The organism is Pseudomonas agronomica, assembly GCF_025917275.1.
Classification (GTDB): Bacteria; Pseudomonadota; Gammaproteobacteria; order Pseudomonadales; family Pseudomonadaceae; genus Aquipseudomonas; species Aquipseudomonas agronomica.
The window spans coordinates 1-21,393 of the sequence record NZ_JAOSHO010000040.1 but is presented as its reverse complement, the minus strand read 5'-3'; the positions used below and the strand labels follow the sequence as shown (position 1 = coordinate 21,393).

Genomic DNA, 21,393 nt, shown 5'->3' with positions numbered 1-21,393 from the left:
GCAAGCTCCCTCGCCACGGGTTCATCTGCATTAACCAATAAGTGCTTTCGGGCTTCATGAGCGCTGCTTCTCGGCATGCGCCTCGGCAAGCGTCGTATCGGCCAGGGAGTCGGACGTACAGCGCAAGTCACCGATCATCAACACATCGCCCTCGCGGCTGGCACTGTCCGGGTCGAGGCGGAACCGGCAGAACAGCTCGTTGCCGTAGCGCACTTCCAGCGTCGGGGAGCCGGCGTTCATTTCCATGGAGAAAAACCCGTCCACCTCGCTGATGCCGCGACTGGCGTGGTTGATCACGTGGTGCCCCTTGAGCGGCTGTCCGTTTTCGTCGAGCAGGCGGCCGAGCACGGTCACGGTTCGCATCACGCTGATCCGGCGGTAATCCACCCCGCCCTTGTTCAGGTGATAACGGGTGCGCGAAGGCTCGATGTTCGCCGCCGGCGGGTGCAGGCCGTCGAAATCGAAGGTCACCATGCTGTTCTTGTAGGCGGTGATCGGCACGAAGTTGCGCCCCGGACGCAACTCGGTACTGCCGCCGGTCAAGTCGTCGGCGCGCAGGGCCACATCGTCCAGGTCGGTTTCCACATCGACGATCATCCCCGCGCCACGCCCTTGGGGCACGCCGGTGAATGCGGCTTTGCTGCCGCCCACGGCCACCGTGCTGCTCAGGTTGAGCCCGCCGGTGAGGTTGTCGTTGTAGGACGAACGCTGGACAAAACCGTCGCCGTAGAGCGAATCGGTGGTGAAGCTGGCGATGCCGGACAGGCCCACGCCATAGGTGTCGGCCAGTGCCGTGGCGGAGACGCTTTGCAGCACGTGATCTGTCAGGTCGCGGCGATAGCCCAGCGACGCATTGTTGTCCCGCGTGCCCTCCCGTGAGGTGCGCGTTCCGATGCTGCCCGACCAGTATTCGCCCGGCCCGCCCAGCGCAACGTTGACGCTCAGGTCAACGCCGCGATTGCGTTTGTCGGCGGTGCTCGACGTGCCGGGGCGATCGAACACCGACAGCCGCCAGTTGGCATCGCTGCCAGCCAGATTGCCGCGTTGGGACCAGCCCAGGTCCAGGCCGGTGCCCTGCACGTTACCTTCGCTGTAGGCCAGCCGCCCATTGAGGGAGGTCTTGTTGCTCAAGCGGTGATTGACCGACAGCGACGAGTTGCTGGTCTGGCCGACGAACACGTTGCGCTGGCGGATACGCGTACCGTCCGGCAGGGTTTCGTAGGTGTTGCGGGTGTCCAGCCAACTGCGGTTATGGCTGGCGACCACGCTGCCATGGCCATAGCTGTACAAACCCTGCACGTCCATGCCGGTGCCGTACTGCTGGGTTTGATAGACGTTGGCGTACAGGTTGGTGCTGCTGGCGAGCGTCCAGTCCACCGAGGTGCCAACTTGCAGCTTGTCCTGCACCTGGCGTGTGGAGGCGCCGAGGATCACCCGTGGATGCAACAGATAGTTGAGGCCGAGCCCCGCCGTCGTGAAGCCCGAGGGCTGGTCTTCCCAGTTGCTCCACAGCCGGGTTTCGCGACCGGCGAACAGGTTGTAGCGCCAGCGCTCCTCGGCGTTGCTCCAGTTATTGGGTTTATAGACCAGCTCCTGGCTGGTGGCGGTGGTTTGCCCGTCCTCGACCAGCCGCACTTCCACTTCATAGATGCCGCCGGGCAAGGGCCGGGTGTCCAGGCTCTGCAAGCCGGCGCTCACCGCCTGGGTGTTGATCAGCAGGCCGTTGCGATAGATCTCCACCGACGCCTGGCGGCTGGCGGTGACATAGATCGGGTAGACACTGGGTTTGGGATTGTTGATCGCCAGGCTGTCGGAGCTGCCGTACATCACGCCCAACGCCGTGTCCGGGTTGGCACCGAACGCGCGAATCTGGCGATTCAAGCCATCGGAGCCGGGCGTGAAGTAGCCCAGGCGAAAGAACGTCCCTTCCAGTTCTCGCTGGGTATGGAGTTCATGAACAGCGTGATACAGCTTGTCATCCGGTCCGCCAAGACGCGACAGTTGCATGTCCAGCGTCTGGCTCCAGTTGCCAACGCTGGAACTGGCATTGAGGCCGTAGCGCCCGCCGGTATCCTGCTCCTGGCCACCGTTGATATTGAGTTGGTTATTGAAGATCAGGCCGAGGCTGCCGCCTTCCGGCTGGTCGTAATAACGCTTGGTTTCGGTGTCGCGCTCCATATCCCGGGTGAGGATCGACACCAATGAATTCTCGAGGCTGTAGTGCACAGCCAACAGCCCCGACGGGCACTTGGCTTCGCACGAACCCAATAATTGACCCTGCTTGAAATACTGTTCCCATTGCTCGCGCTCGACCGCTTTCAGGGTGCTGTCCTGCGTGTCGGTAAACTCCAGCAGCGTCAAACGATCATCCCGCGTCAGGACCACCATGGCTTCGCCGAGGTACTGTTGATTGAGTTCAATACGAACCGCCAGGGGCACGTCGAAGAAGTGCGATTCAAACTCTGCCGGCAGGCCCTTGGCCTGGGACAACAGGCTTCTCGGTGTCGTACCGGGGGCAGTCGGCGCGGCCAAGGCATTCGCGCACAACAATAGCGCGAGCGCACCTGCGAAGGGTGTCATCGGAAACATCGACGGGTTCTCATGATCTGCGAGCTATCGGGGCGTTTCAGGTACAGGCCGACCGGGTGGGGAGATCCTGCCGGCCTGCGGCGATGCCCTGGTGAGTTGGAGACTCACCTGGCACCGAATGTCATTACGGGCGCGGCACGGCGTCGAAGATGACGGTCAGGTCTGCGGTGTACAGGCCAACCTGGGTGGACTGAGGCGTGGCCGCAGCGATGGTCATGTCAGCTTGGGTACCCGGTGTCGACGATGCGTCGTCCACCACTTCCTGTGGGGTGGCAGTCAAGGTGACGCCGTTGAAGGTGGTAGTCAGGGCAATGGAATCGCTGCCGTTGTACAGCGAAGCCGGACCGCCTTCGATGTAGGCGGCGACCGAACCGTCGGTGTTTTTCACGTCGAAGGTCTGGCGCAGGGAGGAAAGGGTGCCGCTGACCGTGTTGTAGTTCATGACTTCATCCCGACCGAAGTTCGGGTCGCGCGGCTGCACATGGAACTGCTGGGTTGGGATGTTCGCCGTGATGTGGATGGACGAACGCGCATCGTCGGCGGCGAAGGCCAGCGAAGAAGTCAGGGCAGTGGCGGCCAGGGCGGTTGCGGATACGAGTTGCTTGAGCATGTTTTTTATACCTGTCTTTGCAATGAAAAAGAGGAAGAGAACGTGAAGCCCAAGTTGCCGGGGACCGGACCTGAACCCTCAACGCGGCGCCATGATCAACGCTTACCTCTCAAAAAAAAGCAGGCCGATTCCCACAGGCTCGTAGTAAAAGCGCTACTTCACGACGAGGAATATTCGACAGTTATCTTTAAATATTAAAAAGGTATGTAAGAAGTTTCTTACATTATTGTATTTAGCCTAATAAATACGGTGGGGTAACAAGCTAGGGGCCAGTGACACGAAATGGACGGCATAACGCAGCGACATTTCCCTCAACCTCCAGCGACCGGAGCCGACCTCGGCCGATTGCCGCGCCATGCTAGCGTCTCTTTCCCTTCCACCGGAGCCACCGGTGGGCCTACAGGAACGCATCGGCATGGATGTCACAAGCAAAGCATCAGAGCTCATTTCGCCAATTGAAGGCAGCCCGTTACTGAAGACATTGATTCAAGACGCGATAACACCCGACAGTGACGGCACGGCGTTCACCGTCGCGTTCGAGACGCTTGGCATGACGTCGATATTCGACATTGTGCGAATGACCCGCAGCGTATTTATCGAACAGCTGCAAGCGTTCAACATCGATGACCACGGCGCCGGGCACGCCTATGACATTGCCCAGGGATACGCCGCCCAGTTGGACCGTTTCTATCGGCAACAACAGGTGTCCCCAGACCTGATACAGGCCCGGCAAAAACGCACCGCATCCAACATTGAAAACAGCCAGCCACCGGACCTGCCAACGTATCGGAAGTTGTTCAACGAGCCCTGGAACCAGTTCTGCTCCAGCGACTCCATGGCCGCGAACGACTCGCCCGTGGCCTACCTGAGAACGCTCTATCTGTTTGCGTTGCAGTTGGAAACCCGTGGCACGGAAGCTGCCCGCAGGCTGGACCAGCGACGTCCGGATCTGAAAAGTTTCGTTATCGATTCGGGTAAGACATTCAATCAGGTGCCGACGCTCTCGATCGTCAACCAAATCCTGAAAGATCATTTGGAAACAAGCGTTACGACGGCCACCGCTTATGAACTGCTGAATAAAAAGCACTACCCCTATTCGCTTCCCTACGACGCTTATCACCATGCATGTGCCTTGGGGCTAGGTGAAAAACAGCTACAGCTTGGCGAACTTCATTATCGAATCAGCCCGCGCCTGCTCGCCTTTGATCCCAATCAAAACTCAATCGAAGCGGCCCGACGCATCCAGCCACTGTTATCCGGACTTTCCCCCGCACAAATGGAACTGCTGATCGCCGCCCCGAATGCTGGCGTAACGCTGTACGAAGCCAACTTCAACCTTGCCCCTTCCGCCGACCTGAAGAAAGAAGATGAAGCCGCGCAGGAAACATTCCTGCGCGCGCAGTTAAGCCAGGTCGAGGTATTCCTCGACAAGACCGGGCTGGATGCCAGCCAACTCCAGGCGTTGCTCTCGCAGAAAACCCACGCGGCTCATCAGTCCGCAGCGCTGACAAATGGCGATACCGCCGGCTACGGCGCTGTCTATGTCAACGGCGGGCCATCCCCCATGGCTTTGCTGGACGCCGGGACCTTGTCGAACACCACCTCCGATCGTTTTGACAGGCTGCACAAGATGATTCGCCTTCAACGTTGGCTTGGCATTCCCTTCGCGGAACTCGACACGCTACTGACCAGCGCCATGAAACGTGAAGGCAACGAAGAACTGGCGCTGAACGCCACTACGCTACGTGTGCTCGGCGTCTTTCGTTATTGGAACCGTGTCCACGCTGTGAACGCTGAAGAGTTCGCCGCCCTGCTGTTCCGCATCCCGACCCATGCCACGGAACGGCAGGTGCCGCTTTTCGATCGACTGTTCTGTTCACCTGGCGCCACGCAGCAGGCGTTGCTACACGACGGCGAAATGTTCGACAGCACAACCCGACAACGGCTCTGTGCAGCATTTGGGGGCAGTGACACGGCGGATTCGTTGGGGTTGCTGATCGACAACATCCCTCCCGAGGAAAAGACCAGCACCCTCGCCGCAATCTCCGCCATCTATCGACAGGCACGCGTCGCGCAATTGCTGGGCCTTACCGTCCAGGAATGCAGCCAATTGCTCGAACTGCTTGCGCCGGCGTATCGACAGCAATGGGTGGCCCCATCCCTGGCAAACACAGGCGCGACGGATACAAAAAACGCAGATTACCTCGACGTGCTAATGCACCTCGATTGGATCACCCGTTGGATGCGCGACAGCAATGTGGGCATTTGCGATTTGCGCCGGCAGATGCTCGTGGCCCCTGCCGAAGTGTTTCCGTCCCTGCGTGCACCGAAGAATGAGGATTACACCGACCTGCTCCAGCCCAAAACCCGGCCATTGATACCCGAACTGATCGAAACGTACCTGAGGGACACAACCTCCGAAAGCGCTCGTCTCAGGTATTTGTCCCTGCTGATGCCCAACGCCGAACGCGCCCTGCAATTGCCCGTGAGCAGCGAAACACTGCTGCATTTCATGAAAACACCCGGCTGGCTGGACGACGCCTACCCGCAAGAAACCAAGCTGGAACTGCACCTGCACGACTTCTATCTGCTGCATCGGGTCAAGCAATACGTCGACGCCTACGGCCGCTCGGAAGACGTCTTGCTCGAATACTTCGAATGGGCACGCTCCCCTTCTGCCGATAAAAAACAGGCCGATACGCGACTGGCCGCACTGCTTGGATGGACCGCCAAGGAAGTTGGAGTCCTGACCGAAACGCTCGGCCCAACGGTGGTGACCGCCATGAACCAGATCGACTGGTTGATGCGCTGCCAACAAGCCTGCTTGAAGGCCGGTTTTTCAGCCACGACACTGCTCAAAGCCACCGAACTCGCCCGAGACAGCGCCGAGGATGATTGGAAGACCCTCGCCGAAGCCCTTTAAAGCAGCCCCGACGATTGCCCCACCGACTTGCTCAAGGAATGACCATGTCACCGCACCTCGAACAGCAGCTCAACGAAACCCTGCGCGATGCAATGCTGGCCTGTTACCTGACCCACATCGTACCCGCCGATAAAACGCTCGCCGACCTGAAGACCGCTGATGACCTTTATCAATATTGGCTGATAGATGTCCTGGTCAGCCAGGCTGTCGCCACCAGTGAAGTGGCCGCTGCCATTGCCAGCCTCCAGCACTACATCAACCGAATCCAGCTGGGCCTCGAACCTGGCTACGAGAGGCATGGCATCACGGCGTCGCAAGAGCAGGCCTGGCGGGAGCGCCTGCATGCCTACGCGCTTTGGAGCGATCACGAAAAGCTGCGCACGTACCCGGAAACCTATTTGAGCCCCCTGTTGCGACAAGACAAGACCGAAAGCTTCGAGCAACTGGAAAATGACCTCAGCCAATACCGGATTGACCTGAAAAGCGTCCATACGGCCCTGCAGAACTACCTCTCTCGCTTCGAAGAAATCGCCAACATCGAAACACTCAACGGCTATATCGACGGCGACCACGCCGCGCTGGACGCCAGCACTTATTACCTGGTGGGTAAGTCCAGCTCGGAAAACACCTATTACTGGCGTTCACTTGATTTACCGGTGCCGTCCACAGCGACCCGGCAACCGGCTTCGACTTCATTTATGGATTGGTCGGATTGGAAGAAGATCGACATCGTCTTCCCGGAAGAATTGGCGGATCAAACCTTGCGGCCTGTGACGTTCAACAACCGCCTCTTCGTCGTCTGGGCCGAGGTTACCCCGCCAGGCGGCCCCATCGGATCCAGCCTGAAAACCGTGGAAGGCGTGACGTACAGGGAGGATGACGACAGCCACAACCAATCGCGCTATCCGAAGGTGCAGGTCAAGTACGCCCATAAAAAATTCGATGGCAGTTGGAGCACGCCGCAAACGGTGATCGATCGGTATTACCAGAGCGATTATCTGGCGCTTGCGGTCAACCAGGACAGGTCTGCCGCTCCCGCCGTGACAGCACCGGCGGGTAACGATTTTTCATACTTCCAAAGCCACCTTCAAACGGTTGCGATATATGACAAGAATCTCGACCGGCTATTCATCGGCGTGAAGTTCGACGAAGTGTTCTTTCAAGCCGTCGGCCTGAACCACCACCATACCCCCAGGGGACTGGCGACCGTCGGTGCGGCAATCCCTGCGCAAGTCGACGCTTCAATAAAGCACTTTGCACACCTGCCCTCCGAACACCACCGTAAATTCATCAAGTATTCGACGGTTAATAAAGACCGTTTCCAATATATCCACCATGACGCGTATCTACTCCCCAGCACGGTGATACCCCTCACTTTCTCGAACTGGAACGCCGACGAAAGGGTGAATACCCATCTGGGCGCCCTGGAAGTAAAACGGACATCACCCCGTCAGGATCCCTTCAATTCAAGGAAAATGCCCGACCATTTCCAGCTGACCTCGAAGTTGACGGGAGACTTCCTGCCCCTCGAAGACTTCTTGTTCGAGGGCGTACCACAAGGAGCAAAATATCCATTCACCCTGAAAGTGAGGCTCAGCAAAGCGCCTGCGAATAGCGTGTCGACGCGCATCCATATCGGGATCACTTTCAGCTCCATATCTCAGCTACCCGCTTCAACTGCGGACCTGCAAAAGAGCGTCATCCAACTGGTCCTGGAGCACTCGACAAGCCACGAACAGATCTCCATCGACCTGACGCAGTCAACTACCACATTCCTGGAGTCGGAGAACGGCTTTGTCATGGAGCACGAATCCAACATTCCTGACGACCGCTACGACGTCCTTACCCGAGCCGACAACATCTACAGCGCCACGTTGTCGTTCCATAGCACTTCATTTTTTTCAAAACTTATCTACAGGGAACCGTTCCACCTGCTCAGAACGCCCCCCGTCACGCACCTTTATCGACACGTCATCATGGCGCCGATAAAAGCGAGCGCCGAAGCACCCGAAATCATAAGCGACGACACGATGGCCGTCTTGACAGGCAGCGCATCGTTGGATGACTACGAGCAGGCAACGCCACGATTAAGAAGCTCAAGCGTCCTGAGCACATCGCTAAGGGAGGCGCCCTTCACCGAAACGAAATACTTCGCCCACGGCGTATTGGTGTATGAACCCAACGGGGGGGAATTTCGTCTTTCAAAGACCCTCCTGCAATACGTATCCGTGACGCTGGAAGGGGGATCGTCAACAACAGTTGAGGCGATTGCGCCACGCTCCAGCCGCCTGGGTGAAGCGGAGTTCATAGACTTCACCGACACCGACGTCAATTTCCCACCCCTGCGTACCAATACCCGTTTCGCCAAGAAACTGGTCAGGGCCGCCAGCCTCAGTCTCGATCATTTTTTTTCCTTGCGGCCCGAAACATGGGAAGAGCCGGAAACATCCGAAGAGACTGGTCCCGAGCCCCTGGATTTCCACGGCGCCCACGGCAAGAGTTTTTGGGAAGTGTTTATCTTCCTGCCTTGGTCAGTGGCCTACCGTTTGAACCAGGAAGGCCGCTACCAGGAAGCTGAAACCTGGCTCGGCTATATTTTCGATCCCAAACACCCGCCTTACTGGAACCTGGGCGAGTTGACACGCACCCGCGACATCCCCGGCTACGCGCTTGCGCAACCCTACGATCCTAACCATCTGGCCCTGAGCAACCCGGCTCATTTGCGAAAGTCGCTGTACATGCTCTACCTGGATATCCTGATCAACCGGGGCGACGCGGCGTATCGAGAGCTTACGCCGGACAGCCTGGGGCAGGCCAAGCTCCGGTATGTGCAAGCCAGCCAGTTGCTCGGGCCGCGTCCAGCCGTAATGCTGGCCGAGCCTTGGGGAAGCATTTCCCTGGGCAACCTTGCCCAGGGCAAATCCGCTGCATTGCGCCAGCTCGAAAAGGACATGCCCCTTGCGGTTATTCCAATCGCTGTCAAAAAGCAGGACGCAACGCCTTGGCTCAAAGACACCGGCTACCTGCTCCAACCGTTCAACCCCGCGCTGACAGCACGATGGGACAAGCTTGAGAGCCGCTTGTACAACCTTCGCCACAATCTGGACATCAACAGCAACCCCTTGCACCTGACACTTTTTGCCCAATCACCAAGTGCTCTGGCGTTCGGCAGTCCGAATGCCGTGTTCGGTGCGGGTGCCACCCCAGCCGGAGGGGCTTTGCGTTCCGTCAGTCATTACCGCTTCCAGGCCTTGGCCGCGCACGCCATGGGTGCCGTGGACCACATCATTCAATTCGGCAATACCTTGCTGTCACTGATCGAACGGCAGGAACAGGCCGAGCATCTCCAACTGCAACAACAACATGCCTGGGACCTCGCCAAGATCGTGGTCGAGCAGCACACCCAGGCCCTGCTCATCGACCAGAAAAACCTTGAGGCACTACAGGCAGGCCGTGCCCTGATCGAGGCCCGCGTCCGGTTCTTCGCCAAGCAGCTCAACGAAGGCATCAGCCAGGAAGAAACCGCAGCGAACGAACACCACATGATCGCGGCTTCCGCAGAGTTGGTCGCAGCCGGAGCAGGCGCCCTGGCCGGCGTCGCCATGCTCGCGCCGAATATTTTCGGTTTCTCCAACGGTGGCATGCGCTGGGAGGGTTTGGCGTTTGCCGCCCAGGCCACGGCTGAAGGCGTTGCAAGCGCGTCTCGCAATGCCGCCAACATGCTGGACCGATCCGCACAATTTGCCCGTCGGGCCGAAGAGTGGGCCTATGCCAAGGAACAGGCGGACCTTGAGCTCGTCCAGCTCGATAGCCAGTTCAAGGTCTACCAGCAGCAGGCAAAAGCTTCACGACTGCAACTTCAAGTGGCTCGAACATCCCTCGCGCAAACCTGGTCGATTTACCAACTGCTGAACAAACGCTTCTCCAGGGCACAGCTTTATCAATGGCTGAACGGCCAACTCGCGACCCTCTATCACGAGGCTTATGGCATCGCCCTTTCGTTGTGCCTGGATGCCGAAGCCTGTTGGCGATTTGAACTGGCCAAGGACAGAAGCTTTTTCCAGAAAGACACATGGAACAACAATTACCGCGGGTTGCTGGCAGGTGAGTCGTTGAAACTCGACCTGATGAAGATGAGCAAAGCCTATGTGGAAGACCATCGACGAGACCTGGAAATCGTCAAGACGCTCTCACTGCGGCAAAAAATGACGATCTGCAAGGTTGGCGTACTGACGCCCCAGGCCGAGCAAAATCCATCGTCTGATCCATGGTCCGACCTGATGAGGTCGGTGATCAGCGGCGGCACGCTGACCTTCGAGCTGCCTCAAGGCCTGTTCGAGGCCGACTACCCAGGCCAGATGCTTCGACGCATCAAAAGCATCAGCGTCTCGCTGCCCGCGACACTGGGTCCTTACGAAGACATCAAGGCCATACTGACCCAGACCAGCAACACGATTCTGGGAGCGGATGACAAACCCGTCTTTACCGACAAGCGCTCCAACCAGCAGGTGGCCCTTTCGACCGGGTTCGACGACAGCGGCCAGTTCATGCTCAATTTCGGTGACGACCGATACCTGCCCTTCGAATTCACCGGTGCCATCTCGTCCTGGACGCTGGCGTTCCCCAACCCCGGCAATCAGCAAGCGCTGCTCGAATCGATCACCGACATCATCGTCCACCTGCGCTACACCGCCCGGCCTGGCACGGGAGAGCATCGATGAACACAGCCTCCGAACCCTCCGCCATCGACATGCCCGCGCTGCCCAAGAGCGGTGGTGCACTGACCGGCCTCGGCAGAGGCTGGGGTGACATCGGCGCCAGCGGCACGGCGACGTTCGAGATTGGCCTGCCGATTACAGCTGGGCGCGGCTACGCGCCGGCCCTGGCCTTGATCTATCAGAGCACCGCCGGCAACGGCCCGTTCGGGTTGGGTTGGACCCTGCCGCTGGGCGCCATTTCGCGGCGCGCCAGCAAGGGTGTTCCCTCCTACACGGCGCAAGACGTCATCCTCTGCCCCGATGGCCAGCCCTTGCTGCCCGAGCGAGACGCCCAGGGAGCCGTGGTGGAGACGCTTCATGCATATTTCAACGACCTTGCGCTGGACACGACCTACACCGTCGTCCGTCATTTCCCTCGGGTCGAGAGCGATTTCTCGCGTTGGGAGCATTGGCGCTCGGAAAACGATCCCGCGGGTTTCTGGTTGGTACAGGGCGCCGACGGTGGCGTGCATCTCTATGGCAGAACGACCCGGGGCCGCATCGCCGATCCGGATAACCCGCTGAAGGTCGCCCAGTGGTTGTTGCAGGAAAGCCTGAACCCCTTCGGCGAGCATATTCATTACCAGTACCGGGAGGAAAGCGAACGCACGCGTCATCCTCGGGAAACCCGGGCCCAGCGCTACCTGGAGCGCATTCGCTATGGCAATTTCAGCGCGGCGGACCACGAGCACTTATATCTGTGGGCCGGTGATGTCCCGCCGGATGTGAAGTGGCATTTCGAACTGGTCTTGGACTATGGCGAACGCACCAGCGCCATCGATAAGCCGCCGCCCTATGACGCGAGCTCGGACTGGCTGCCACGCCGGGATCCTTTCTCAAGTTTTGCCTACGGTTTTGAGCTTCGCACCTTGCGCCTGTGTCGCCAGGTCCTGATGTTTCACTGTTTTCCAGACGAAACCGGCATGGGACCGACGCCCGTGCTCGTCAGGCGCCTGCTGCTGGAGCACCCATCCGGCGATGATTCGTACAGCCTGCTGACGGCCGCACATGAGCAAGCCATTGACGCCAACGGAAGATTGTCGAGTCATCCGCCGCTGGAACTGCTTTATCAATCAGGCCGGTTGAAACGGGACGTGCATCGCTACACCTCGTTCCAGTACGCCGGCTTCAATGACGGACAGCGCTACTTCATCGCAGATCTGTTCGGCGAAGGGGTACCGGGCCTGTTGTACCGCGACGACAAAGCCTGGTACTACCGCGAGCCGCTAAGGACACAGGGCAACGACCTGACCTATGGCGCCCCTCGAGCGCTGCCCAAGGTCCCGGTGGCCGACCGTGCGCGGCCCGGGCGCCAGATGTTGCTGGACGTCACCGGCGACGGCCAGTTGGACTGGCTGGTGGCCCGTCCCGGCATGAGTGGCTTCTTCAGTCTCGACAGTACCGGCGATTGGTCGGGCTTCGTGCCCTTCAACGCCGTCCCCGTCGAGTTTCTTCATCCACAAGGTTCGCTGGCCGACGTGATGGGCGCCGGCTTGCTGGATTTTGTCATGATCGGTCCGCGCAGCGTTCGACTGTTCGCCAATCGAAAACAGGACGGATTTGCCCCGCAAATAGCGATCCCACGCACCGCCGACGAGGATGACCTGCCGTCGATCACCGGATCGCCATCGGAGCTGGTGGTGTTCTGTGATGTGCTGGGTAGCGGCCAGCAACACCTGGTGCGTATCCGCCACAACGAAGTGAAATGCTGGCCTGCTCTTGGCGCAGGACACTTTGGCAAAGGTTGGGTGTTCGCCAGCCTGCCCTTCCCCCCCGAAACCTTCCAGGCATCCCGGGTTTTGCTGGCCGATCTCGACGGGGCCGGGGCCGCGGACCTGGTGTACCTGGAAGCTGACAGTTTTTCGATCCTGCGCAACCTGGGCGGCAACGGGTTCGCTCCTCAGCCCGTGAAGGTGCGGTGGCCCGACGGTGTACGTTACGACGCGCGCAGCCAGGTGAGCATTGCCGACCTGCAGGGCTTGGGGTTTCCCAGCCTGATACTGAGCACGCCGCATCCGTCACCCCGCCACTGGCGCTACGACTTTTTCGCCAATAAACCGTACCTGCTGCGCCAAACCGAAAACAATATGGGCACACGTACCCACATCGACTATCGCAGCAGTGCCCAGGAATGGCTGGACGAAAAACAGGCGCTGCGCCTGGACGCCAAGCCCGCAGTTTGCCAGGTGCCTTTTGCGGTGCCACTGGTCAGTCGGCAAACCGTGCTGGATGAAATCACCGGCGCCAGCCACACCCAGACGTTCAGCTATCGGCAGGGTTACTACGATCGACGCGAACAGGCTTTCCGCGGCTATGGGTTGCTGTTGCACCGTGATGCCGAACATCATCCCGGCGACCTGCCCGAGGACAGCTACAGCGCGCCGGTATTGACCAAGACCTGGTTTCACAATGGTCAGGCCTTGGACATGCCTCGCGAAGGCTACAGCGCTCACGACCCGCAGGCGCTGGTCCTGGGCAAGACGTTGCTGAGCCGACATCGGGCATCCGGCCCACTGCCTACCGAGCAGCAAGACGACGTGATCGAGATGCCTGATCCTTCTCTGCTCGACGAGGCCATGCACGCCCTCAGCGGCGCCGAGTTGCGGGTCGAGGTTTGGGCCGATGGAGTGATGGCGGGACAGGTGCCTTATTCGGTGCGGGAACATCGGTACCGGGTGCGTCAGTTGCCCTATGAAAGGGGTGAGCAACGCTATGCCCGCACGCAGGTGCTGAGGCTGGAGTCCATGGCTCTTCAATATGAGCGCGTCGCGGATGATCCGGTCTGCCAGCATCAGGTCAACCTCCGCTGGGACGCCTTTGGCAGCCCCGTGCATTACGTCACGGTTCACCATGCACGGCGCAAAACCGTCCATGACGATCCTCCCCCGCAGCTCACCAATGCCCACCAGCAGCAATGGTGGCGCGATACGCACGACGAGGCGCAGCAGGCCTTCTACTTGAGTGAAACCCTGGCGCAGTTCATTCACCTGACCGCTCCCCAACGCTGGCGCCTGGGCCTGCCTTGGCGCCAGCGCAGCAATGTACTCGTGCTGGACAAGCGAACGCATCCACACCTGACGTCCGCGAGTTTTTCCTGTGAACGACTGCTGGACGAAACGGCCGGCCCGTTGAGCCCTTGGGCCGTACGAGAATTGAGCGCCCTGTCCGTACAGCACTACCGCGAACCCGGAGGAAAAGGGGCAACCTTGCAACCCGGTAGCGCTGGCTTCCAGGGCCTGGCCGACCATCTGGAAACCGCCGAGCTGGCCCCCAACGCCCTCGGCGCCTACGCCGACATCCCGGACCTGCCACCCTACCCGTCGAAGGAATTCGAGCTGAAGCTCCTGGAAATCGGTTATCGACCCATGGGTTTGTTCTTCTTTGCCAATCAGCAGGAAGCAGCCCAAACCGATCATGGCCTCTGGGCCATCCGGCGCAACTTTTCCCGCTATGCACCCGTCAGCCAATTCTGTCGAATCAGAACGTCCAGAACGTCGCCCGACCATGATGAAACCGTGCTGATCTACGATTCATATTCTTGCCAACTGGCCGCTATCAAACAGCCGGATGGATGCGTCACTCAGGTAAGTTCCGACTATCGGACCTTGCTGCCCGTGACGATTACCGACCCCAATGGCACAACGCAGGAAGCGCTCTACGACGGTTTCGGTCAGTTGCTTGCCAGTGCGTTCAACGGTCGGGAGCAAGGCCGACCCGTCGGCTTCCATGTGCACGGTCGGTATATCCGTCCGCCGGATGACACACCCAACCGTGCAATCGAAACACCCCGAGCGCTGTTACAAGATGCCGCCACTGCGCACGCCTACGACCGATTCAGTTGGATGGGCGCGGTCACCTGGCGCCCCGAATCGAGCGAGCAATGGATAAGCCAAGGCTACCTGTTGCCCAGCGGCCACATTCGCGCCACGGCCAGGCTTCGACTCGACACTGCAAGCCGCGCGTTGAGCAACAGCGAAGCCACCCTCAAGGCCATCATCGAAGCGATCCCACGGGAACCGATGCATGCAGTCCAACTGCAGGCTGACCGTTACCCCGGCGACCCGGAGCAGAAGATCCGCGTCAACCTGACTTGCTGGGATGGATTTGGCCGCGTCCTGCAAAGCAAACAGGAGACCGAACCTGGGCCCGCCCATGCCGTGGACGACAAGGGCAACCTGATGATCCAGCCGCCCAACGCCGCAGATGACCAGCCGGTGCCCGGGCAACTGCTGACTGTTCAGGCCAACCCGCGCTGGCGCATCAGCGAGCGGGTCGAATACAACAACAAGGGCCTGACCATCCGGGTCTATCGTCCGTATTTCGCCAACACTCATCACTACATCAATGACCAGTCCCTGCGCAAACTGGGCCACAGCGACCGGCAGTTCCATGACCCATTGGGTCGGCCAACGCGGACATTGACCGCCAGCGGGTCCATGCGCCGAGTCACCTATTGGGCCTGGTACACCGTGAATGAGGATGAAAACGATACCTGGGCGGACATGCCAGCCCCCTCCGCCGAAGCGATGTGAGCGGATGTCGTGGGGGCAGATTTTGCCCCCACGAGGTCCTTAGCGGCTGTTGCTCCGAGCCGTGATCGAGGGCAGCCACGAAGTTCGCCTGGCAAATCCGCCTCTGGCGGCAGCCATCAACACCCCTCGAAACTCGGTCAAGCCCGAGGCGATCCCGCGCGCCGCCGCCACGACACTGCGCGCCCTGGCACCTTGTCGCTCCGGCGACAAACCGGTAACAGCGGCGGAAACCGCCTCGATGGCCACGCCGCTCCAGAACGAGAAGACCTGGGCGAACATCCTGGTCATGCCGCCATGGAATAATCCCTGGCGATCGGGAGGCTGGATTGGCGTCGCTGAGGGAGGATTTGCCGAAACAGCACCGTGACCGCTGCGGATAGCCGTGCCCACCAGCCCGTCAAAAGCCTCGATCGCCGGGCTGATGTTCGATTGCAAGGGACCGGGAATCTGCAGGCCATACATCGCGTTGGCAACGGTTGCCATCGAGTAGCCCACCGCGGCGAATCCGACCCTGGGAAGGCGGTTCGAAACCGACACGTCGCCCCACGGCGCATCGGTACCCAGCCCTCGCATCACTTGCTGCCCCAGTTCTCGGGACAAAGCACGTACATGGCCGACAAGCCGCGCCCGAGCGATGGGATCCCAGGTTTCTTCCGAGGCTGAATCCTCGGTATGCAGCGCAAATCCAATGGCCGTGACCATTGCAGCGATCGCCCCCAGCAAATAGGCCATGCTTGTCGTGCGGCCCGCCAACCCGGCAGTCATATGCCCGACAGCCAGCCCATCCAGCGAGGCGACCACACCTCTCAAGGCCTGATTAAGCCTGGGGGTAGCAGCAGTTGCCTCGAATAGCTGGTCCAGCGCCACCCCGATGTAAAGACTGATATCAGCCGCCAGGTAGTCACGGACGCCTGCGGAGGCGGCTGCCTGGAAACGTTGGCTCGCAGTCATGGAGACAGGGCTCGCCGAGGTCATCGAGGCTACCCCGGAATCCAGCGATCCCCTCCTGCGGGTGGGCGTTGCTCCTTGTGGGTCCACCTGGCTGATCGGATTGCCCGCGACCATCGCATACAGGTTCCACCCGCCCTCGGCACCGGCTGGATCGGGGTTGATCCAGCGCATCAACCACGGTGCGTAATAGCGCAAGCCGTAGGAGTAAAGCCCGCTGGCATCGCGCTCCTTGCCCGAATAGCGCAGGGTCTTGTAGCTCGCTTCGGTGGCGTTTCTGGCCGCCCACCACGCCGTGGCGCCATAGGGGTAGTAGCTTTCCTGGCTGAGTACCTGCCCGTTCTCGTCCAGTTCCAGGGTGCTGCTGCCCAGGTGATCGCGCAGGTTGAAGCGCGACTGGATCGTGAGGGCCGGCACCGTCGGGTGCTGCTCCCAGCACAGTACCCGTACGCTCTGGCCGCCGATGTCGGCATTGACGACATTCAGCTGTTCCCCGGTGGCGCTGTTACGACGAATTTCCAGGCCCGGCAGGTAACGCACCTCCTCAGTGTGCTCCACCCGGTAGGCCCGGTAACGCCGACGCTTGATGGCCCGGGCCCCGGCGCTGTCGTAGACATAGCTTTCATCGTCGCTGGCGGCCTCGTCACGCAAGACCTGCGTCACGCGCGCCAGTTGATTGCGAGCGTTCCAGTGCATTGGTTGGCCCCGGACGAGCATGTCCAGATTGCCATTTGCATCGAAGCCGCTGCCCAAGCCGGGCGAAGTGCCGCCGGACAGCGCGTGATTGCTGCGCGAGGCGACGACCATCGTATGGGTGTAACCCGAACCGCAACTGGGCACATGGCGCCATCGCGTCAGGTTGCCGCCGGCGTCATAGCTGTAATGGCGCACGTATTGGCGCACTTGGCTGCCGTCGTCGGTGCCGAAGGTGACCAGGGCCGACGGCGCAACGCCGGCGGCATTGCTGCTGTTTTCCCGTCCGCTGGCTTCCACCAGTTGGTACAGCGTGTCGTACCGATAGGCCTGGACCGGATCGACCCGCGTGTTGCTGGACCAGCGCACCGGCTGGGCCGAGTCGGTGACGGTCACGACATTGCCGACTCGGTCGTATTGATAGGCCAGGTCTTGCAGCAGGGTGTTCTCGATGCGGCTGGTCATCCCCAGGACCCGACCGTCGGCCTCGTTGTAGCGGGTCCGGCTGACCACGCCGTTGCCGGCCCGCTCGGACTCGATCTGTCCGCCGGCGTTGTAGCGCCGCTGGTCCACCAGCCATTGAGGACGCCCGCCCCGGGCAATCAGCCGCGTCGCGGCGAGTTGCCCATCGACGCCGTAGGTGTGCTCCAGGCGATTGTCCTTGGCGTCGGTTTGCGCAAGCAGGTCGCCCGCCGCGTTGTAATGCCAGGTTGTCAGGTAGCTTGGCGCTTCGAGATGCAGGTGACGGTCACCTTCGGACAACGGCCAATCCACCGTTTGTGCGTTGCAAAAGCGCCGCGCCACGCTCAACGGTCGGCCCCACAGGCCAAAATGCTCGTAGAACACCGTGCCCGCCGGGTCGTCATGGCGAATCACCCGACCACAGGCGTTGCGCCGCGCCGCGTCTGGCGCGCCGGGGGCATAGATCAGGCGCTCGACACAACGTGGCCGGGGTTCTTCGACCGTACGCTCGAACACCGCCATCGGCCGCATGAGGTGGTCGTATTGATGTTGCTGGTGCGAGCGTCGACCATCCCACACGTCAAGCAACTGACCCGCCCCGCCCCGCCACATCACCCGCCAACCGGCGTCGATGCTCCGGGTGAGCAGCGGTTGCCCGGACAGGGAATAACGCCGGGCCTGGTTGGGCTGTGCGCCAGACGGGCGCATTTCGCCCAGGCGCGGGTCCCATTGTTCGAGCAAAAGACCGCTGGCGCCGAATACTTGTCGGCTGATGCGGGCCTCGGGGGCCTGCGACGGTTTCGATCGGTGATAAGCCACCTGACGGACATCCAGGCCCCGGGGGTCGATCGCCGTCAGGGATGGCGTGAATTGATGCAGACTTGCTGACATGGTTCATCCTTGAAATCCATTGGTTCAACGAGCATAGCGACGCCTGCCCGCGAGCCGACCGGTTTGTTGTGTCGGGATAATGCACGGTGTAAAGCCACGAGCCTGTCCCCCGTCTATAACCCAAGGGGTGTATAAATGAGCGGCCCAGACCGTCGAAACGTTTCGGAGTAGAAGCATGACTGAAGTCGATCCAAACACCATCCATCGCGTCAACCACGAAATCAAACGCCGCCGCCTGCAAGTGCTACGCGTCGTCGACCTGACCCCACGCATGCGCCGCATCACCGTCGGCGGGCCGGAACTGGCCGGGTTTGTCAGCCTGGGCACGGACGATCACGTAAAGCTGTTGTTCCCGCAGAACGCCGAGGAACTGGCCGCCCTGGAAAACTTCAACCCCACTGCCGGCAAAGCCCAGGGACCGATGCCCGAGATGCGCGACTACACGCCGCGCCGCTACGATCTCGACACACTGGAGTTGGACATCGACTTCGTGCTCCACGGCGACGGCCCCGCCGCGACCTGGGCGACGCAGGCGGCGCCGGGGCAACACCTTTACATCGCCGGGCCACGGGGCTCGATGATCGTGCCGGACATCTTCGACAGCTACCTGCTGATCGGCGACGAAACCGCCCTGCCCGCCATCGCACGCCGCCTCGAAGGCCTGGCGCCCAATCGGCGGGCCCTGGTGGTGGTGGAAGTGGCGAATGGCGCCGAACAGCAAGTCCTCCAAAGCCCGGCGCAGGTGCACGTGATCTGGGTACTGCGCGAGGGCCGCCAGGACAGCCTGCTGCGCACCGTGCAGCAATTGGAAATGCCGGCGGGCAAGCTGTATGCCTGGGTCGCGACCGAAAGCAAGGTGTCTCGGCAGATTCGCAAGGTGTTGCTGGAGGAAAAAGGGTTGGACCAGGATTTCGTGAAGGCGGTGGGGTATTGGAAGCTGGATGACAGTGAGGAAGATTGAGGGACGGGCGGTGGCTGACGTACCCTCCATCCACTGACGCCGCCAACCCTTGTGGCGGCTGTGCTGCGCGTAGGAGCTGTCGAGCGAAGCGAGGCTGCGATCTTGTCCCGGACAATCGGGTCGCAAGCGAAAAGATCGCAGGCTTCGCCAGCTCCTACAGAGCCCACCGGGAGCGAGCTCCCTCGCCACGGTCGTTTCGCCCTACATCCCAACCCACCAGGTACCCGGCCCCATGCTTTTCCTGCTCGCCTACATCAGCAGCGTCGTGCTGATCAACTTCGCCTTCTCGGCCGCGCCGCACCTGGACGTCATCTGGTCGGCCTGGGGCGGGTTGGTGTTTATCCTGCGCGACATGGTGCAGACCCGTTTCGGCCATGGTGCCATCGCGGCGATGTTGGCAGCGCTGGTGTTGTCCTACATCACCTCCGACCCGACCATCGCCCTGGCCAGCGCCACGGCGTTCGCGGTATCCGAATGCATCGACTGGCTGGTGTTCACGATCACCAAGCGCCCACTGCACGATCGCCTGTGGATAAGCTCGGCCCTGAGCATTCCGCTGGACACCTTCATTTTCTTCGGTCTGATCGACGCCTTGACCCCAGCCGTGGTGATCACTGCGTTGCTGTCGAAATTCGCCGGGGTCACCGCCGTCTGGCTGATCATGGCCTGGCGTGTGCGCAAACAGGCCGTCGCCGGCTGACGCGGTTCATGTAAAATGCCGCGCTTTCTTCCATGGGAAGCTCGCCCGGCGCGCGCCCCCGATGATCCGCTCCTGTTTGAGGACCTTCAGATGACCCGTATCGGAACTCCATTGTCGCCCACCGCGACCCGCGTTTTGTTGTGTGGCAGCGGCGAGCTGGGCAAGGAAGTGGTAATCGAACTACAGCGCCTGGGCGTTGAGGTGATTGCCGTGGATCGCTACGCCAACGCGCCGGCCATGCAAGTGGCCCACCGCAGCCATGTGATCAACATGCTCGACGGCGCCGCCCTGCGCGCCGTGATCGAGGCCGAGAAGCCGCACTACATCGTGCCGGAAATCGAAGCCATCGCCACCGCGACCCTGGTGGAACTGGAAGCCGAGGGCTTCACGGTGATTCCTACGGCCCGCGCCGCGCAACTGACCATGAACCGCGAGGGCATCCGTCGCCTGGCCGCCGAAGAGCTGGGCCTGCCGACCTCGCCATACTTCTTCGCCGACACCGTGGAAGACTACCGCAAGGCCGTCGAAACCCTGGGTTTCCCGTGTGTGGTCAAGCCTGTGATGAGTTCCTCGGGCAAAGGCCAGAGCCTGCTGCGCAGCGTTGAAGACGTGCAGAAAGCCTGGGATTACGCCCAGGAAGGCGGCCGCGCTGGCAAAGGCCGCGTGATCATCGAAGGCTTCATCGATTTCGACTACGAAATCACCCTGCTGACCGTGCGTCATGTGGGCGGTACCACGTTCTGCGCACCGGTCGGCCACCGTCAGGAAAAGGGCGACTATCAGGAATCCTGGCAGCCACAGGCCATGAGCCCGGCGGCCCTGGCGGAATCCGAGCGCGTGGCCAAGGCGGTGACCGAGGCCCTGGGTGGTCGTGGCCTGTTTGGCGTCGAGCTGTTCATCAAGGGCGATCAGGTGTGGTTCAGCGAAGTCTCGCCGCGCCCACATGACACCGGCCTGGTGACGCTGATTTCCCAGGACCTGTCGCAGTTCGCCCTGCACGCCCGCGCCATCCTCGGCTTGCCGATTCCAATGATCCGCCAGTTCGGCCCATCGGCCTCGGCGGTGATCCTGGTGGAAGGCCAATCGACCCAGACCGCGTTCGCCAACCTGGGCGCCGCCCTGAGCGAACCGGACACGGCGCTGCGCCTGTTCGGCAAGCCGGAAGTCAACGGCCAGCGCCGCCTGGGTGTGGCCCTGGCCCGCGACGAATCCATCGAAGCGGCCCGCGCCAAGGCGACCCGGGCTTCCCAGGCCGTGAAAATCGAACTGTAAACCCTCAGTAGTTCGCTCCTGCAGGGTTGAGCCCTGTAGGAGCTGCCGAGTGCAA

Annotated in this window: 9 protein-coding genes and 1 pseudogene; 7 read left to right on the top strand and 3 right to left on the bottom strand. The window is 60.9% G+C overall.

Going from position 1 to position 21,393, the window contains the following annotated elements; genetic code table 11:
* Window positions 1–54: 54 nt before the first annotated feature.
* Both OC610_RS05815 and OC610_RS05810 read right to left on the bottom strand, forming a co-directional pair.
* Window positions 55–2,589, bottom strand: a complete 2,535-nt coding sequence (locus OC610_RS05815) for a CS1-pili formation C-terminal domain-containing protein (protein WP_264426973.1) — start codon at window positions 2,587–2,589, stop codon at window positions 55–57.
* Between the two features lie 124 nt (window positions 2,590–2,713).
* Entirely contained in the window at window positions 2,714–3,199 is a 486-nt protein-coding gene (locus OC610_RS05810) for a fimbrial protein (protein WP_264426972.1), read from the bottom strand.
* Window positions 3,200–3,554: 355 nt separating this feature from the next.
* Between OC610_RS05810 and OC610_RS05805 the strand changes: the two genes are divergently transcribed.
* The 4 genes and pseudogenes from OC610_RS05805 (at window position 3,555) to OC610_RS05790 (ending at window position 15,411) form a co-directional block, all read left to right on the top strand.
* Complete coding sequence (locus tag OC610_RS05805) at window positions 3,555–6,122, top strand: Tc toxin subunit A (RefSeq protein ID WP_332880460.1); 2,568 nt, start codon at window positions 3,555–3,557, stop codon at window positions 6,120–6,122.
* 38 nt (window positions 6,123–6,160) lie between these two features.
* Window positions 6,161–6,511 (top strand): annotated as a pseudogene (locus OC610_RS29680) (neuraminidase-like domain-containing protein); the annotation flags it as partial.
* Window positions 6,512–6,520: 9 nt separating this feature from the next.
* Window positions 6,521–10,843, top strand: a complete 4,323-nt coding sequence (locus OC610_RS05795) for a Tc toxin subunit A-related protein (protein WP_264426970.1) — start codon at window positions 6,521–6,523, stop codon at window positions 10,841–10,843.
* Window positions 10,840–15,411 (top strand): SpvB/TcaC N-terminal domain-containing protein, encoded by a 4,572-nt coding sequence (locus OC610_RS05790; RefSeq protein ID WP_264426969.1) that lies wholly within the window; start codon window positions 10,840–10,842, stop codon window positions 15,409–15,411. The genes OC610_RS05795 and OC610_RS05790 overlap by 4 nt, the downstream gene beginning before the upstream one ends.
* Before the next feature lie 39 nt (window positions 15,412–15,450).
* Here OC610_RS05790 and OC610_RS05785 read toward each other — a convergent pair whose 3' ends face one another.
* Window positions 15,451–18,405: an RHS repeat-associated core domain-containing protein gene (locus tag OC610_RS05785; RefSeq protein WP_264426968.1), complete on the bottom strand. Its 2,955-nt coding sequence runs from the start codon at window positions 18,403–18,405 to the stop codon at window positions 15,451–15,453.
* A 175-nt stretch (window positions 18,406–18,580) separates the two neighbouring features.
* Between OC610_RS05785 and OC610_RS05780 the strand changes: the two genes are divergently transcribed.
* The 3 genes from OC610_RS05780 to purT all read left to right on the top strand — a co-directional run bounded on the left by OC610_RS05780 (window position 18,581) and on the right by purT (window position 21,338).
* On the top strand, window positions 18,581–19,366 hold the full coding sequence (locus OC610_RS05780) for a siderophore-interacting protein (RefSeq protein WP_264426967.1): 786 nt from the start codon (window positions 18,581–18,583) through the stop codon (window positions 19,364–19,366).
* Between the two features lie 232 nt (window positions 19,367–19,598).
* Entirely contained in the window at window positions 19,599–20,066 is a 468-nt protein-coding gene (locus OC610_RS05775; RefSeq protein ID WP_264426966.1) for a preQ0 transporter, read from the top strand.
* Window positions 20,067–20,156: 90 nt separating this feature from the next.
* Window positions 20,157–21,338 (top strand): formate-dependent phosphoribosylglycinamide formyltransferase, encoded by a 1,182-nt coding sequence (purT, locus tag OC610_RS05770; protein WP_264426965.1) that lies wholly within the window; start codon window positions 20,157–20,159, stop codon window positions 21,336–21,338.
* Window positions 21,339–21,393: the final 55 nt, after the last annotated feature.

Bases quoted from the DNA above. Each gene is read 5' to 3' on its own strand.
- OC610_RS05815 (WP_264426973.1), bottom strand. From the start codon at position 2,589: ATGTTTCCGATGACACCCTTCGCAGGTGCGCTCGCGCTATTGTTGTGC.
- OC610_RS05810 (WP_264426972.1), bottom strand. From the start codon at position 3,199: ATGCTCAAGCAACTCGTATCCGCAACCGCCCTGGCCGCCACTGCCCTG.
- OC610_RS05805 (WP_332880460.1), top strand. From the start codon at position 3,555: ATGCTAGCGTCTCTTTCCCTTCCACCGGAGCCACCGGTGGGCCTACAG.
- OC610_RS05790 (WP_264426969.1), top strand. From the start codon at position 10,840: ATGAACACAGCCTCCGAACCCTCCGCCATCGACATGCCCGCGCTGCCC.
- OC610_RS05785 (WP_264426968.1), bottom strand. From the start codon at position 18,405: ATGTCAGCAAGTCTGCATCAATTCACGCCATCCCTGACGGCGATCGAC.
- OC610_RS05780 (WP_264426967.1), top strand. From the start codon at position 18,581: ATGACTGAAGTCGATCCAAACACCATCCATCGCGTCAACCACGAAATC.
- OC610_RS05775 (WP_264426966.1), top strand. From the start codon at position 19,599: ATGCTTTTCCTGCTCGCCTACATCAGCAGCGTCGTGCTGATCAACTTC.
- purT (WP_264426965.1), top strand. From the start codon at position 20,157: ATGACCCGTATCGGAACTCCATTGTCGCCCACCGCGACCCGCGTTTTG.